This is a genomic window from Dactylosporangium vinaceum, assembly GCF_019904175.1.
Lineage (GTDB): Bacteria > Actinomycetota > Actinomycetes > Mycobacteriales > Micromonosporaceae > Dactylosporangium > Dactylosporangium vinaceum.
Window position 1 is genome coordinate 11787737 of sequence record NZ_CP061913.1, and the last position, 12739, is coordinate 11800475.

Genomic DNA, 12739 nt, shown 5'->3' on the forward strand with positions numbered 1-12739 from the left:
CCCGGACAAGGCATTCCCAGGCTCGACCGGCATCCACAGGCGGGGTGAAGACAGCCAGCCGGTTGCGGGCTACCGGCATGAAGGCGGGCCCGGACGCGTGTGCGTCGGGCCCGCGGAGTGGATTTGTCGGTCGTGGGAGAGCGCTCCTACAGGTACTGCCCCGTGCCCGTCGGCGTCGGGCCGCCGGGCTGGACGGCGGGGCCGCCCGGGCCGCCCATCAGAGCGGGGCGGCCGCGCATCTGTTCCAGCTGGACCCTGGCCGCCATCTGCTGGGCCACCAGGGCGGCCTGGATGCCGTGGAAGAGGCCCTCCAGCCAGCCGACCAGCTGGGCCTGGGCGATGCGGAGCTCGGCCTCGCTCGGGGTGCTGCCGTCGTCGAAGGGCAGGGAGAGCCGCTCCAACTCCTCGCGCAGCTCGACGGCCAGGCCGTCCTCCAGTTCGACTATGGAGCGGCGGTGGATTTCCTTGAGTCGCTGGCGGCCGGCCTCGTCGAGCGGAGCGGCGCGAACCTCCTCGAGCAGCTGCTTGATCATGCTGCCGATGCGCATCACCTTGGCCGGCTGCTCGATCAGCTTGCTCGGGTCTTCCGCGTTCTCGTCGTCGCCGGCGGACATCGTGCCCAGCGGCCGCCCGTCCGGGCCCACGACCAGCACGGTGCGCGACTCGTCCTGTGCCTCTTCTGCCATGAGTCCCAGTCTTACGCACGTCCGCCCGCTGCGAACAACGGGCCCGGCCCGTTTCGGTCGGCCGGCAACCAATCGGCCGGGCCACTGTTGCCACCCTTCGTGACGCGATAACGTCGCCCGGTGACGAGTGACCCCCGCAGTGTGCTGCGTCGGCCGGCTTCGGAGCCGGATTTCACGCTGCGTTACGGCGAGCACCCCGATCATGTGGCTGATGTGCGGCTTCCGGCGGTACCGAATGCGCCGCTTGTGCTGTTTGTGCATGGCGGTTTCTGGCGTCACGAATGGGATCGGGCGCATGCCGCCCCGCTGGCCGGCGACCTCGCGGCGCGCGGATATGCCGTGGCCACCATCGAGTTCCGGCGGACCGGGCAGACCGGTGGCGGGTGGCCCGGCACGTTCTCGGACGTCGCGGCGGCGGCCGTCGCGGTGCCGGATCAGCTGGCCAAGGAGGTCGCGCACCGGGGGTTGCTCCCCGTGTCGGTGGACCGGCCCATCATGGCCGGGCACTCGGCCGGCGGGCACCTCGCACTGTGGTACGCCTCCGTCGCCCCCGACGCCGTCGGCGGAGTGGTCGCGCTGGCCCCGGTGGCCGATCTCACCCGGGCGTATGAACTCGATCTCGACGGCGGCGCCGTGGCCGACCTGCTCGGCGGCGGGCCGGAGTCGGTGCCCGAGGCGTACCGGTCGGCCGATCCGCTGCGCAACCTGCCCTCGGGAGTGCGCACGGTGATCGTGCACGGCGCCGACGACGACATCGTGCCGGTGGAGCTGTCCCGGGACTACTGCCGGGCCGCGCGCCGGGCCGGGGACGACGCCACGCTGGTTGAGCTGGCCGGAGTCGAGCATTTCGGGGTCATCGATCCGCTGTCGTTGGCCTGGACCGCCGTGCTTGCCGCGTTCGGGACGGTGACCAGGGGCGAGACTGCGCAGGGCGATTGACTGTCCGCCGCGATGGCGGTACAAACCCCCCTGGGTTGTAGGCTCGTGGCTCGCTAGGAGCGCGGGCAGTCCACACCCGCGTCCGCGCGGGTCCCGGGGAGGAAAGCACGTGTCCCACCTGAACCGCCGCCAGGCGCTCCGGCTGTTTGCGGCCGCGGGTGCGGCGGGCCTGACCGCGCCGATCCTGTCCGCCTGCAGCAGCTCCGACGACACGACGACAAGCACCCAGGTGCCGAGCGGCCCGCCGATCAAGATCGGAATGATCGTCCCGCAGACCGGCATGTTCAAGGACTTCGGCAACGAGCTGGACAACGGCTTCAGCCTCTACCTGCAGCAGCACGACACCAAGCTCGGCGGCCGGCCGGTCACGCTTGTCAAGGCCGACGAGGGCGAGACGGCCGACAGCGGCAAGGCGGCGGCGGGCAAGCTCATCAACGATGAGAAGGTGCTGGCGATCACCGGCGTGGCCAACCCGGCCGCGATGCTGGCGATGGCCGGGGACATCGAAAACGCGAAGATCCCGCTGATCGGCTCGAACGCGTCGCCCAAGGCGCTGCAGACGATGAGCTTGAAGTACAACTGGCGCACGTCATTCGTCTCGGACGAGCCCGGCTTCGCCATCGCGAAGTGGGCGGCGGCCAACGCCGGTGGCCAGCTGGCCGTCTGCGGGCAGACCGGGCCGGGCGGCGACGACGATGACGTGGCGAGCTTCGTGGAGCAGTACAAGAGCGCCGGGGGCAACGTCGCGGGGCAGGCACGCACTGTCGCGTACGGCAGCAAGGACTTCGCCAACATGCTCAACGCCGTGAAGTCGGCGAACGTGCAGGCGGTCTACGCGCTGTTCAGCGGGGTGTCGGCGGTCGAGTTCGTGAAGCAGTTCCGCAACATGCACTTCCCGTCGAACGTGAAGCTGTTCGGGTCCGGCCCGCTGACCGAGGGTGCGGTCCTCAAGCAGCAGGGCGACGCCGCGAAGGACATCGTCACCGCGCTGAACTACTCGCCCGACCTGGACAACGTGGCCAACCGCCGGTTCGTCGCCGACTACCAGAAGGCGTTCGGCACGGTTCCTTCCACCTACGCGATGGCCTCCTACGACGCCGCCGCCGTGCTGGACAAGGCGATCGCCGACGCAACCAGGAGCCTCGACTCCGTCAACCTCAACGCGGCGATCGGCCGGCTCGGTCAGATCGACAGCCCGCGCGGCGGCTGGCAGTTCTCCCAGACGAGAACACCACTGCAGCGGTGGTACCTCCGGCAGGTCCGCAACGACGGCGCGGTGCTCTCGAACGTGCTGACCGCGGAGCTGGCCACTCGGGGCTGAGCGCTCTTCAAGCGGCTCCGCGCCGCTTCAGGGTGGCCACGGCCGATCCGGCCAGCGTCAGCAGGCACTCGGGGAGCTTGCCGTCGACAAGCGCCACGGTGAACAGGGCCGTGGCGCTCGGGACATCCTCGTTGATGTACGCGCTCACGAAGCGCGCCACCCAGCGCTTGTCGTAGTTGGCGTCGTCGATGTCGGGGAAGTCCAGCCGCCACGGGCCGCGGGCCAGGTTGTCGCCGACCATCTCGCCGGCGAGGCGCCACGCGACGTCGTACGCGGCGCTCATGCCGCGCCGGTCCACCACCGAGTCGAAGGTGTGCGTCACGGCGTCCTCGTCGCCCGCGAGTGCCGACTGCAGGACCTGAGCGGCGTCCTGGAACGTCTCGTCTCCCGGGTCATCCACGCCGCAACCGTATGTCGCGGCGTCAAGCCCCACTGTGCACTTCCGGGTGTCAGCCGCGGCGCAGCGCGCAGGTCAGACGGGCGGTGCAGACCCGCTCGCCGGCCTCGTCGGTGACCACGATCTCGTAGCTGGCCACGAGCCCGCCGAGCCGCAGCGGCGTGGCCACACCGGTCACCAGGCCGCTCTTGGCCGACTTGTGGTGGCTGGCGTTGACCTCGATGCCGACGGCGATCCCGTTGAACAGCCGGCCGGCGTGCAGGGCGGCGCCGATCGAGCCGAGCGTCTCGGCGAGAACGACCGAGGCGCCCCCGTGGAGCAGGCCGTACGGCTGAGTGTTGCCCTCCACCGGCATCGTGCCGACGACCCGCTCCGGGGACGCTTCGAGGATGACGATGCCCATCCGCTCGGGCAGATGGCCCTCCATGGAAAGGCCACCCGGCGCTTCTTGATCAGCCATACCGGGCAGCGTACCCGCGCCCCCACTCAACACGGGCCCGCGCCCGCGCTATGGTGCGCACGGCAGCTTTCGGGTGGTCCTGGGGAGGAGAAGCCAATGCGTGCACAGCCGGTCACCGCCATCATGGGAGCGCTTACGGCGATTGGAGTGCTGTTCGCGTCCGGCTGCGCCTCGGGCGGCAACGACGACGGCTCGCTCCCCCGGGCCGACATCCGGCTGTACGGCACGGACGGCAACATGGCCAACTCGTTCGGCGACGCGCTCAAGGACTCCCCGGCCGTCCTGAACGGCATGAAGGGCACGACACCGCTCACCCCGCTCAGCGACGACTTCAAGCGCCGGGTGAAGGTGGTCGACCCGACGCTCACCGACTTCAACTACTCCGGCGAGTCCTACGACGCGGTCGTGATCGCCGCGCTGGCCGCCGAGACCGGCAAGTCGGTCGAGCCCGCCGTCATCGCCAAGCAGATCATCGGCGTCACGACCGGCGACAACACCTGCGACAGCGTGGCCACGTGCCTGACCGCCGCGAAGTCGGGCAAGGACTTCAAGTACCGCGGCATCTCGATGCGCAGCAGCGGCTTCACGAGCGTCGGCGAGCCCTCGGCCGCGATGTACGGCGTGCTCAACTTCGGCACCAGCAACAAGATCGACGACGCCAAGACCGAGTTCGTCGGCGCCGGCGACCAGACGAAAGAGGACAAGACCGCGCCGCCGGCGGCCACGACCCCGAACACCAAGGGCGGCGCGAAGCCGGCGCTGAAGTACGGCCTGCTGCTGCCCAAGACCGGCGCGCTGGCCTTCCAGGGCCCGCCGATGTTCGCCGGCGCCAAGCTGGCCATCAAGGAGATCAACGAGGCCGGCGGCGTGCTCGGCCAGCCGGTGCAGGTCGTGGAGGGCGACGACGGCACCAACCCGGAGGTCGCCAAGGCCACCGCCGCCCAGTTCATCGCCCAGGGCGTCGGCGTGATCATCGGGGCCGGCGCCTCGGGCGTCAGCGCGGCCGTCATCCCGCAGGTCGTGCAGGCCGGCCGGATCATGATCTCGCCCTCGGCGACGTCGGACTCGCTCACCAAGGTCGACGACAAGGGCCTGTTCTTCCGCACCTCCCCGCCGGACAACCTCCAGGCCAAGGCGGTCGCGGACATCATCATGCGGGACGGGCACACCAAGGTCGCGATCATCGCCCGCGACGACAGCTACGGCAGCGGCCTGGCCGAGGGCGTGAAGGCCGACCTCACCGCGGCCGGCATCCGCCCCGAGAACATCCTGGTCAAGAAGTACGAGGCCAAGGACAAGTACGAGAAGTCCGAGGGCCCGGCGCTGTTCGACCCCATCGCCAAGGACATCAAGAGCTTCGGCGCCACCGGCATCCTCGTGGTCGGCTTCGACGAGGGTGCCATGGCCATCCGGTCCCTGGTGACGTCGGGCGTCAAGGCCTGATCTTCTGTCACGTTCTTGGCTCGCGCACCAGGGCCCCAGGGCCTACCGTGAACCCGATTACCCTGCGTTTCCCTAAGTCAGGTGAGAGGACCCACCAGATGACCGACAACGAGACCGTCGAGACCCGCGGCGACGAGCGCGTGGAGCTCCTCGTCGGCGACACCAACAACGACGGCAAGCCCGACCTCTGGGCGGTCGACACCGACGGGGACGGCAAGGCCGACCTGTTCCAGTTCGACACCAACGGCGACGGCAAGGTCGACATCACCATGAGTGACCTCGACCAGGACGGCACGCCCGAGACGGTCGTCGACGGCGACGGTGGCCTCCCGCCGGCCACGGTCTAGGTTCTGCTCGCCGGTGGCGCGGTTGACTCCTGGTCAGCCGCGCCGCTGCACGTCCACGTACTCGCGCCACTGCTGCTCCAGCTGCACCCGGCTCACCCCGAGCACCTCGCGGGCCGCCGAGTCGACCTCGGAGAGCCGCTGAAAAGCCTCATAGAACGCCACGAGCCGATCCTGGGTGTACCTCTCAGCGATCATCCGGCACGCGAGCCACCCGGCCACGTAGTTGCGCGGCTCCTCGTAGAACTGCTTGTCGTCCGGGAACTGCGTGACGGCCAGGTCGCCGAGTGCCTGGCGGATGCCGGCCGCGGCGAAGTGCCCGTCCTTGTAGGCGACGTACTCGGCGAACCCCTCCACGACCCACCGCGGCGTGTAGGGCCCCGTCACCGGGCCCATGGCCGCGTGCGTGAACTCGTGCGTGAGGTCGTGCTGCAGCTCGCCCCGGGCGGCCGACAGCTCGCTCGGGTTGAACACGATCCGCGTGGTCGCGTACGCGGGCCGGTTCGACCACTCCGCCACCGCCGAGTAGTACGGCACCGCGATCGCCGCCACCTGGGCCACGCGATCCTGCGACTCGGCGAAGTAGGTGTCGAAGATCCGCCGGTCCGCGACCGCCGTGAGCAGCACCTTCCCGTCCCACCCGCCGGGCTTCACCGCGGCCACCTGCTGCAGCCCGGTCATGGCCAGCTCCAGCAGCCCCTGCCCGCCGTCGGCCGGTCCGGCGTCGGCCGAGATGACGGCCGTGACCCGCTCGTTGCGCACGACGGCGATGGGCCCGGCCGCGTCCCAGGGCTGCCCCGCCTCCCCGGTCGGCAGGTCCTTCCCGGCCCCGTCACCGGCGATGACCCACCGGTGCCCCACGTAGGCGAACACGGCCAGCCAGGGCGTCGCCACGGGCCGGCTGTCCACGCCCTCGATGCGGTGCCGGATGGTGACGGGCACGATCCGCACGGCCGCGTGGTACTTCTCGAACGCCCCGGACGGCAGGAACGCGGCCATCTTGACGACCGACTGCGGCGTGCGCTCGAACTCGAGCTGGGCGAAGGGCAGCTTCGCGAGGTTGTCGAACTCCTGCCGCTGCCGCTTGCCGAAGGCCGGGTCGCTCTGGTCGACGTCGGCCATCCAGGCGGCCGCGTCCTTGCGCTGGACCGCTTGTGCGCGGCGTTGCAGTACCCGGTCAATGGCTTCGGCGTCGACACCGACCCAGGCCACCGCCGCCGGCGCCCGCCCGTTCTGCCGCAGGGCCCAGGCCGTCGCCGCTCCACCCCCGACGGCGATGACCGCGCTGAGGACGAGCAGGGCCGACAGTACGGGCCAGAGGTAGCTCGTGCGGGGCGGCGGCGGGAGGTGCAGGCTGGGGTACCAGGGACTGGGAAGCCCTTCACCATAGGCCGCGGGCGTCGTCTCGGAGGCCAGCTCAGCCGGCGGTCGCTGCTGCTGGGGGATCGTCACATACCCTGCCGACGTCGACGTTGCGAACCCACATCCTCCGCCACCCCCTACCGCGTTGTCGACCCTGCGCATTTGTGGTGTTTCACGTGCAACAGCGCGTGATCACTGCCGCCCGCACCCGCCGGCCGCGGCCCGTGGAACGGGACGGAACGCCTCTGTCGACATGCGACGAAGTGTCATACGCCTCCTCATCACCGCCGCCGCCTGCGTGCTGTCGATCCTGATCCCGACAACGGCGAGGGCTGTCGCGCTGGGCGAACCCCCGATCAAGCAACCCCCGACCCCCGGCGTCGCGCCGATGGACCCGGCCACCCGCTAGCCGGAGCGGCCAGAACCGCTGTCCCCGCCGGCGCGGAGGTCGCCGGCGGCCGGGCTAGAGGCCGTAGAGGCGCTCCAGGTACTCCGCCACGCCGTCGTCCTCGTTCGTGTGCTTGGTGACGTCGGAGGCGGCGGCGCGGACGGCCGGGTGGGCGTTGGCCATCGCCACGCCGCGCCCGGCCCAGGTCAGCATCGGCAGGTCGTTCGGCATGTCGCCGAACGCGACCACGTCCGCCGCCGTCACCGAGTGGCTGCGGGCGACGAGCGCCAGCGCCGAGGCCTTGGTGACGCCGGCGGCCGACACCTCCACCATGCCGGACGAGGAGGAGTTCGTGGCCTCGGCCAGGCCGGTCAGGCAGGCGCCCACGCGGGCGGTGAACTCGTCGGGGGACTGGACTCCGGCGCGGACCAGGAGTTTCGCGGCCGGGCGGGTGACGATGTCGGCCAGGGGCAGAGGTGCCACCGAGTCGTGGTCGGCCTCCCAGGGGCCCACGGGGAAGCCGGGCTCGTGGCGCATCTGGCGGCCGCCGTCCCGCTCCACCGCGAACACCACCTCCGGCACCTCGGCGCGCAGGCGGGTGCACGCCTCGGCCAGGACCGACGCCTCCAGCGGGGAGCTGTGGACGATGGTGTCGGTCGCCGGGTCGTAGGTGGCGGCACCGTTCGCGCAGATCGCCAGGGCGGGGATGCCCAGCTGGGAGTGGACGGGGGCGATCCAGCGGATCGGGCGGCCGGTCACCAGCACGACTATCACGCCGGCGGCGTGGAGGCGTTGGAAGGTGGCGATCGTGCGGGGGCTCACGTTCCGGTCGCGGCGGACGAGGGTGCCATCGAGATCGGAAGCCACCAGTTTCACAGCTTCAACATAGCTTCCAGGTACGACGCCACGCCGTCCTCGTCGTTGGTGAGCGTGATCTCGTCGGCCAGCGCCTTCAGCTGGGGGTGGGCGTTGGCGACGGCGACGCGGGCGAAGCCGGCCCAGCGGAACATCGGGATGTCGTTTGGCATGTCGCCGAAGACCAGGACGTCGCCCGGGTCGATGCCCAGGGCGGTGGCCACGACCATCAGGCCGGTGGCCTTGTCGACGCCGGGCGGGCAGATCTCGATGTAGCCGAGGCCGGCCTGGGTCACCGTGGCCGTGTCCGCCGGGATCAGCCGCTGGGCGGCGGCCAGCAGGTCGTCGACGTCGCAGGCCGGGTGGCGGGCGAAGCCCTTGATGACCGGGCCGGTCAGGCACTCGGCGCGGACTCGGGCCTCGACGGCGTCGTAGCGCCAGTTGGGGTCGGCGTCGCCCCAGAGCGGCGCGTCGTGGGTGTCGCCCGCCTCGATGAGCACCGACAGGGCGCCGAGCTCGACCTCCAGGCGGGCCAGGACGTCGGCCAGGACGTGGCCGGGGAGGCGCTCGTCGCGCAGGACGACCGGGTGGGCGGGGTCGCGCACGTCGAGTACGCGGCTGCCGCCACCCATGACCAGGAAGTCGGCGGCCGGGATGTCGTGGCGGACCAGTTCGGTCAGGCGGGGGCCGCGGCCGGTGGCGCCGACCACGTGAATGCCGGCCGCGCGGACGCGCTCGAGGACGTCGCGGGTGTAGTCGCTCACTGTCTCGTCGCTGCGCACGAGAGTGCCGTCGAGGTCCGTCGCGATCAGCTTGGGGAGGCCTGGGCCACGCATTGTCGCTGCTCCTTCCGCTTGTCTCTGCTTCAGCGGGGCAGCAACCGTACCTCTCGGATCCCGACCGGTGACAGGCTGCGAATAAAACTCAACCGAACGTTTACTGGAACGTCGGCGGTACGGGGGTCACCGAAAGCTCCAGCGCCTCACCGCCCTCGGGCCCCTCGTCGCGGCGCCGGCCGAGCGATCGCGCGGGCGCCCAGACGGCCATGGCGAGCGCCGCGGCCAGCATCAGGGTGGCCGCGTAGGCCAGCAGGTAGCCCGGCCCGTGGCTCACGTTGTCCTGCCGGCCCAGCAGCAGCACGAGCTCGCTGCCGCCCACACTCTCGATGACGCTGCTGAGGCCGACCAGGACCAGCGCGTTCGCCGCGAGCAGGCCGCCGGTGACCCCGGCCGCGACACGGCACACACCGACACCGGTGGCGGTGAGGACCACGGCCAGGGCGGCCAGGGTGGCGGTGAGTGTGATGAGGTACACGGCGACATGCGCCGGGCTGAGGTTCGTCAGCGGCACCTCGACCACCCGATCGGCGGAGCCGCCGCCGATCGACGAGGAGATGTCCACCTCGCCGCGGGTGAGGGCGACGCTGCCCCACGGCAGGTACTCTGCGGCCGCCGCCAGCCCGAGCCCGATCGCCACGAGCACGAGCGCTATCACGTCCGGCCGTCGACGCTCTCGCGGTACGACCGATGCCGGCTCTTCATGCGAGGACATAGTCCGCATCGTAGAGTCCGGCCCGGCCGATGGCGATGAGCCCGCAGGCGAAGCCGAGCAGGGGCAGCGACGCCAGGCCGAGCCAGCTGCCGGCCGTGATTGCGGTGTCGGTGATCCGTCCACCCGCCGGGGCCTTGCCGTCGTACGTGATGATCAGGCCCACCACGATGCAGGCGGTCAGCAGGGACAGGATCGGGCCCGCCACGCCCGCGAGCTTGCGGCCCCGGCCGACGCCCATCGCCGCGGTGCCGACGAGCGCGAACAGCGAGCACAGGAACAGCACGTACCACAGCCCGTAGGGCATATTGAGCACCGTGATGCTCTCCACACTCGACCGGGCGCGGCGGCCGGAGCCGGTGACGACGAGCTGGTGCATCCACGGCACGAAAATGGACGCGGCCCCGCCGACCAGGCCGGCCAGCGCCAGCCACCAACCGATTCGCACCAAAGTGCGCTGCATTGTTTCTGCTCCCATCCGAATGCCGGGCTGATCCCACCGGCAACACGGAATGGGCTAGCGTCTGGTTCATGCCAACTCGCACTTCATCGGCCCGCTGGGAGGGTGACCTCCGGTCCGGCGCCGGCACCGTCTCCACCGGCTCGGGCACCTTCCAGGGCAACTACTCGTTCCCGTCCCGTTTCGAAGAGGGCAAGGGCACCAACCCCGAGGAGCTCATCGCGGCCGCCCACGCCGCGTGCTACTCGATGGCGCTCTCCAACGGCCTGGCCAAGGCCGGCTTCACCCCGACGTCGGTCGAGACGTCGGCGGCCGTGCAGTTCGGGCCGGTGGACGGCGGCTTCGCCATCACCCGCATCGACCTGACCACCCGCGGCGACGTGCCCGGCATCGACGCGGCCGAGTTCGAGAAGCAGGCGCAGGACGCCAAGGCCGGCTGCCCGATCTCCAAGGCGCTCGCGGCGGTCGAGATCACGCTCGACGCGCAGCTCGTCTGATCTTTCGCCAATCGTTGTTGAGAGGGTCCCCGTTTTCGGGGACCCTCTTCGCATGCCGGTGCGGATGAACAAGGAGCGGTTCGAGGAGCTCGTCGGGGAAGCGCTCGACGAGGTGCCCCAAGAGCTGCTCGACCTCATGGACAATGTGGTCATTCTGGTCGTCGACGACGCTCCGCCGGAGGATCCGGACCTCCTGGGGTTGTACGAGGGGCACGCACTTACCGAGCGCGGGTGGGACTACGCCGGCGTCCTGCCGGACCGGATCTCGATTTACCGCCGGCCGATCCTTGCGATCTGTGACGATGAGGACGATGTGGTCGACGAGGTGGCGATCACCGTGGTGCACGAGATCGCGCACCATTTCGGCATCTCGGACCAGCGGCTGCACGAGCTCGGGTGGGACTAGGAGGCCGGACAAACCGCACGGAACCCGGCCTTCCGATGGTCGACATTGCGTCAACCATCTACCGTCACTGTGCGGTCTCAAGTACGTCTTCGAGAGGACTACCCCATGCGCAGTGCGCTGTTCGCCGCCGAAAACATGGAGAAGGAGTCGCAGGAGCCCGGCCTGCGCCTGCAGAACTCCAAGCTGCTCAAGGCCGAGCTCAACGGCGAGATCATGGCCCGCCAGGGGTCGATGGTCGCGTACCAGGGCCAGGTCCAGTTCCAGGCGCTCGGATCGGGCGGCGTGAGCAAGTGGATCAAGTCCAAGCTGACCGGCGAGGGCGTCCCGCTGATGAAGTGCAGCGGCCGCGGCGACGTCTTCTTCGCCGACCGTGCGGCGGACGTGCACCTGATCGACCTGGAGCAGGGCGACGCCATCTCGATCAACGGCTCCAACGTGCTCGCGTTCGAGCCGACGCTGCAGTACGACATCAAGATGGTCCAGGGCATGGGCATGATGTCCTCGGCCGGCCTGTTCAACTGCGTGTTCACCGGCCGCGGCCGGCTGGCGATCACCACCAAGGGCACCCCTGTCGTGCTGACCGTCGACGCGCCGACCTACGTCGACCCGCAGGCCGCGATCTGCTGGTCCGCCTCGCTGCAGACCGGCTACCACCGCGCCGACCAGCTCGGCCTGGGCACGCTGCTCGGCCGCTCGACCGGTGAGGCTTTCACGATGAGCTTCTCCGGCCAGGGCTTCGTCGTCGTGCAGCCCTCCGAGGAGCCCCCGCCCGGCGCCCACCAGTCCCAGCAGCAGCAGGGCGGCGTGCTCGGCGGCCTGCTGGGCGGCTGAATTCACTTCGGTAACGGCCCCGCCACCAGGACATGGCGGGGCCGTGGCTGTTCGCTACGCTGCGGGTCGTGCGAGGTGACATCTTCAAGGCCGAGAACATGGCCCAGCCCCCGACCCAGGCAGGCATGAGCCTGCAACACTCCAAGTGCGTCAAGTACGCCGTCAACGGCGAGGTCCTGGCCCGCCAGGGCGCGATGGTCGCGTTCCGTGGCAACCTGCAGTTCGAGGTGAAGAGCCAGGGCGTCGGCAACTTCCTCAAGCGTGCGGTCACCGGCGAGGGCGTCTCCCTCATGGCCGTCCGCGGCCAGGGCGAGGTCTGGTTCGCCTCCGGCGCGGCCGACTGCTTCATCCTGGACCTCGAGCCCAACGACGCGCTGTCGATCAACGGACGCAACGTGATCTGCTTCGATCCGTCGCTGCGCTACGACATCCAGATGGTGCGCGGCGCGGGCATGTTCGGCGGCGGCCTGTTCAACTGCGTCTTCACCGGCCAGGGCCGGCTGGCGATCGTCTCCGAGGGCGCGCCGATCGTGATCCCGGTCAGCCCGCAGGCGCCGGTCTGCGTCGACACGGACGCCGTCGTGGGCTGGTCGAGCAGCCTCCAGACGACCATCCAGAAGAACCAGAGCCTCAAGTCGATGCTGCGCGGCGGCTCGGGCGAGCTGTTCCAGCTGGCGCTGCAGGGCCAGGGCTTCGTGATCGTCCAGCCCAGCGAGGGCAAGCCGGCTCCGGCCCAGGCCAGCAGCGGCGGCGGCCTGCTGGGCAACGTCCTCGGCGGCTGACCGGCCGCTGTTACGCGCCT

Annotated in this window: 17 protein-coding genes; 9 read left to right on the plus strand and 8 right to left on the minus strand. The window is 70.4% G+C overall.

Translation table 11 applies throughout. The features are described from left to right. Positions 1-146: 146 nt before the first annotated feature. Positions 147-686, minus strand: coding sequence for a bacterial proteasome activator family protein (locus tag Dvina_RS53135; protein WP_223100062.1), 540 nt, complete (start codon positions 684-686; stop codon positions 147-149). 120 nt (positions 687-806) lie between these two features. Between Dvina_RS53135 and Dvina_RS53140 the strand changes: the two genes are divergently transcribed. Both Dvina_RS53140 and Dvina_RS53145 read left to right on the plus strand, forming a co-directional pair. Continuing rightward, positions 807-1625 carry an alpha/beta hydrolase family protein gene (locus tag Dvina_RS53140; protein ID WP_223100064.1) on the plus strand — a complete coding sequence of 273 codons (819 nt, stop codon included), beginning with the start codon at positions 807-809 and terminating at the stop codon, positions 1623-1625. Between the two features lie 109 nt (positions 1626-1734). Further along, complete coding sequence (locus Dvina_RS53145; RefSeq protein ID WP_223100066.1) at positions 1735-2946, plus strand: ABC transporter substrate-binding protein; 1212 nt, start codon at positions 1735-1737, stop codon at positions 2944-2946. Between the two features lie 7 nt (positions 2947-2953). On the opposite strand, the gene Dvina_RS53150 is transcribed toward Dvina_RS53145, so the two are convergent. Together Dvina_RS53150 and Dvina_RS53155 are read right to left on the minus strand one after the other, a co-directional pair. Further along, entirely contained in the window at positions 2954-3346 is a 393-nt protein-coding gene (locus tag Dvina_RS53150; RefSeq protein WP_223100068.1) for a hypothetical protein, read from the minus strand. 49 nt (positions 3347-3395) lie between these two features. Then, positions 3396-3803, minus strand: coding sequence for a PaaI family thioesterase (locus Dvina_RS53155; protein WP_246655903.1), 408 nt, complete (start codon positions 3801-3803; stop codon positions 3396-3398). 96 nt (positions 3804-3899) lie between these two features. Here Dvina_RS53155 and Dvina_RS53160 point away from each other — a divergent pair, with 96 nt between their 5' ends. Together Dvina_RS53160 and Dvina_RS53165 are read left to right on the plus strand one after the other, a co-directional pair. Beyond that, entirely contained in the window at positions 3900-5246 is a 1347-nt protein-coding gene (locus Dvina_RS53160) for an ABC transporter substrate-binding protein (RefSeq protein WP_223100070.1), read from the plus strand. Between the two features lie 98 nt (positions 5247-5344). Beyond that, a complete protein-coding gene (locus Dvina_RS53165; protein ID WP_223100071.1) occupies positions 5345-5593 on the plus strand; it encodes a hypothetical protein in 249 nt (82 codons plus the stop codon). A 33-nt stretch (positions 5594-5626) separates the two neighbouring features. On the opposite strand, the gene Dvina_RS53170 is transcribed toward Dvina_RS53165, so the two are convergent. Continuing rightward, on the minus strand, positions 5627-7042 hold the full coding sequence (locus Dvina_RS53170; RefSeq protein ID WP_223100073.1) for a hypothetical protein: 1416 nt from the start codon (positions 7040-7042) through the stop codon (positions 5627-5629). Between the two features lie 163 nt (positions 7043-7205). Between Dvina_RS53170 and Dvina_RS53175 the strand changes: the two genes are divergently transcribed. Further along, a complete protein-coding gene (locus Dvina_RS53175) occupies positions 7206-7361 on the plus strand; it encodes a hypothetical protein (protein ID WP_223100075.1) in 156 nt (51 codons plus the stop codon). A 54-nt stretch (positions 7362-7415) separates the two neighbouring features. Here Dvina_RS53175 and Dvina_RS53180 read toward each other — a convergent pair whose 3' ends face one another. The 4 genes from Dvina_RS53180 to Dvina_RS53195 form a co-directional block, all read right to left on the minus strand. Next, positions 7416-8216, minus strand: a complete 801-nt coding sequence (locus Dvina_RS53180) for an HAD family hydrolase (RefSeq protein WP_223100077.1) — start codon at positions 8214-8216, stop codon at positions 7416-7418. Beyond that, a complete protein-coding gene (locus Dvina_RS53185) occupies positions 8213-9031 on the minus strand; it encodes an HAD family hydrolase (RefSeq protein ID WP_223100079.1) in 819 nt (272 codons plus the stop codon). The genes Dvina_RS53180 and Dvina_RS53185 overlap by 4 nt, the downstream gene beginning before the upstream one ends. Before the next feature lie 100 nt (positions 9032-9131). Next, positions 9132-9746: a hypothetical protein gene (locus Dvina_RS53190; protein WP_223100081.1), complete on the minus strand. Its 615-nt coding sequence runs from the start codon at positions 9744-9746 to the stop codon at positions 9132-9134. Continuing rightward, complete coding sequence (locus Dvina_RS53195) at positions 9733-10194, minus strand: hypothetical protein (RefSeq protein ID WP_223100083.1); 462 nt, start codon at positions 10192-10194, stop codon at positions 9733-9735. The genes Dvina_RS53190 and Dvina_RS53195 overlap by 14 nt, the downstream gene beginning before the upstream one ends. A gap of 80 nt (positions 10195-10274) precedes the next feature. On the opposite strand from Dvina_RS53195, the gene Dvina_RS53200 reads away from it, so the two are divergent. The 4 genes from Dvina_RS53200 to Dvina_RS53215 all read left to right on the plus strand — a co-directional run bounded on the left by Dvina_RS53200 (position 10275) and on the right by Dvina_RS53215 (position 12719). Then, positions 10275-10700 (plus strand): OsmC family protein, encoded by a 426-nt coding sequence (locus tag Dvina_RS53200; protein WP_223100085.1) that lies wholly within the window; start codon positions 10275-10277, stop codon positions 10698-10700. 58 nt (positions 10701-10758) lie between these two features. Further along, positions 10759-11106, plus strand: coding sequence for a metallopeptidase family protein (locus Dvina_RS53205; RefSeq protein ID WP_223106229.1), 348 nt, complete (start codon positions 10759-10761; stop codon positions 11104-11106). A gap of 105 nt (positions 11107-11211) precedes the next feature. Continuing rightward, positions 11212-11937, plus strand: a complete 726-nt coding sequence (locus Dvina_RS53210; RefSeq protein WP_223100087.1) for an AIM24 family protein — start codon at positions 11212-11214, stop codon at positions 11935-11937. Between the two features lie 68 nt (positions 11938-12005). Next, positions 12006-12719 carry an AIM24 family protein gene (locus Dvina_RS53215; protein ID WP_223100089.1) on the plus strand — a complete coding sequence of 238 codons (714 nt, stop codon included), beginning with the start codon at positions 12006-12008 and terminating at the stop codon, positions 12717-12719. Positions 12720-12739 lie beyond the last annotated feature (20 nt).

Coding starts and splice junctions, on each gene's coding strand:
- Dvina_RS53135 (WP_223100062.1), bottom strand. CDS start 686: ATGGCAGAAGAGGCACAGGACGAGTCGCGCACCGTGCTGGTCGTGGGC.
- Dvina_RS53155 (WP_246655903.1), bottom strand. CDS start 3,803: ATGGCTGATCAAGAAGCGCCGGGTGGCCTTTCCATGGAGGGCCATCTG.
- Dvina_RS53160 (WP_223100070.1), top strand. CDS start 3,900: ATGCGTGCACAGCCGGTCACCGCCATCATGGGAGCGCTTACGGCGATT.
- Dvina_RS53165 (WP_223100071.1), top strand. CDS start 5,345: ATGACCGACAACGAGACCGTCGAGACCCGCGGCGACGAGCGCGTGGAG.
- Dvina_RS53175 (WP_223100075.1), top strand. CDS start 7,206: ATGCGACGAAGTGTCATACGCCTCCTCATCACCGCCGCCGCCTGCGTG.
- Dvina_RS53185 (WP_223100079.1), bottom strand. CDS start 9,031: ATGCGTGGCCCAGGCCTCCCCAAGCTGATCGCGACGGACCTCGACGGC.
- Dvina_RS53190 (WP_223100081.1), bottom strand. CDS start 9,746: ATGTCCTCGCATGAAGAGCCGGCATCGGTCGTACCGCGAGAGCGTCGA.
- Dvina_RS53200 (WP_223100085.1), top strand. CDS start 10,275: ATGCCAACTCGCACTTCATCGGCCCGCTGGGAGGGTGACCTCCGGTCC.
- Dvina_RS53210 (WP_223100087.1), top strand. CDS start 11,212: ATGCGCAGTGCGCTGTTCGCCGCCGAAAACATGGAGAAGGAGTCGCAG.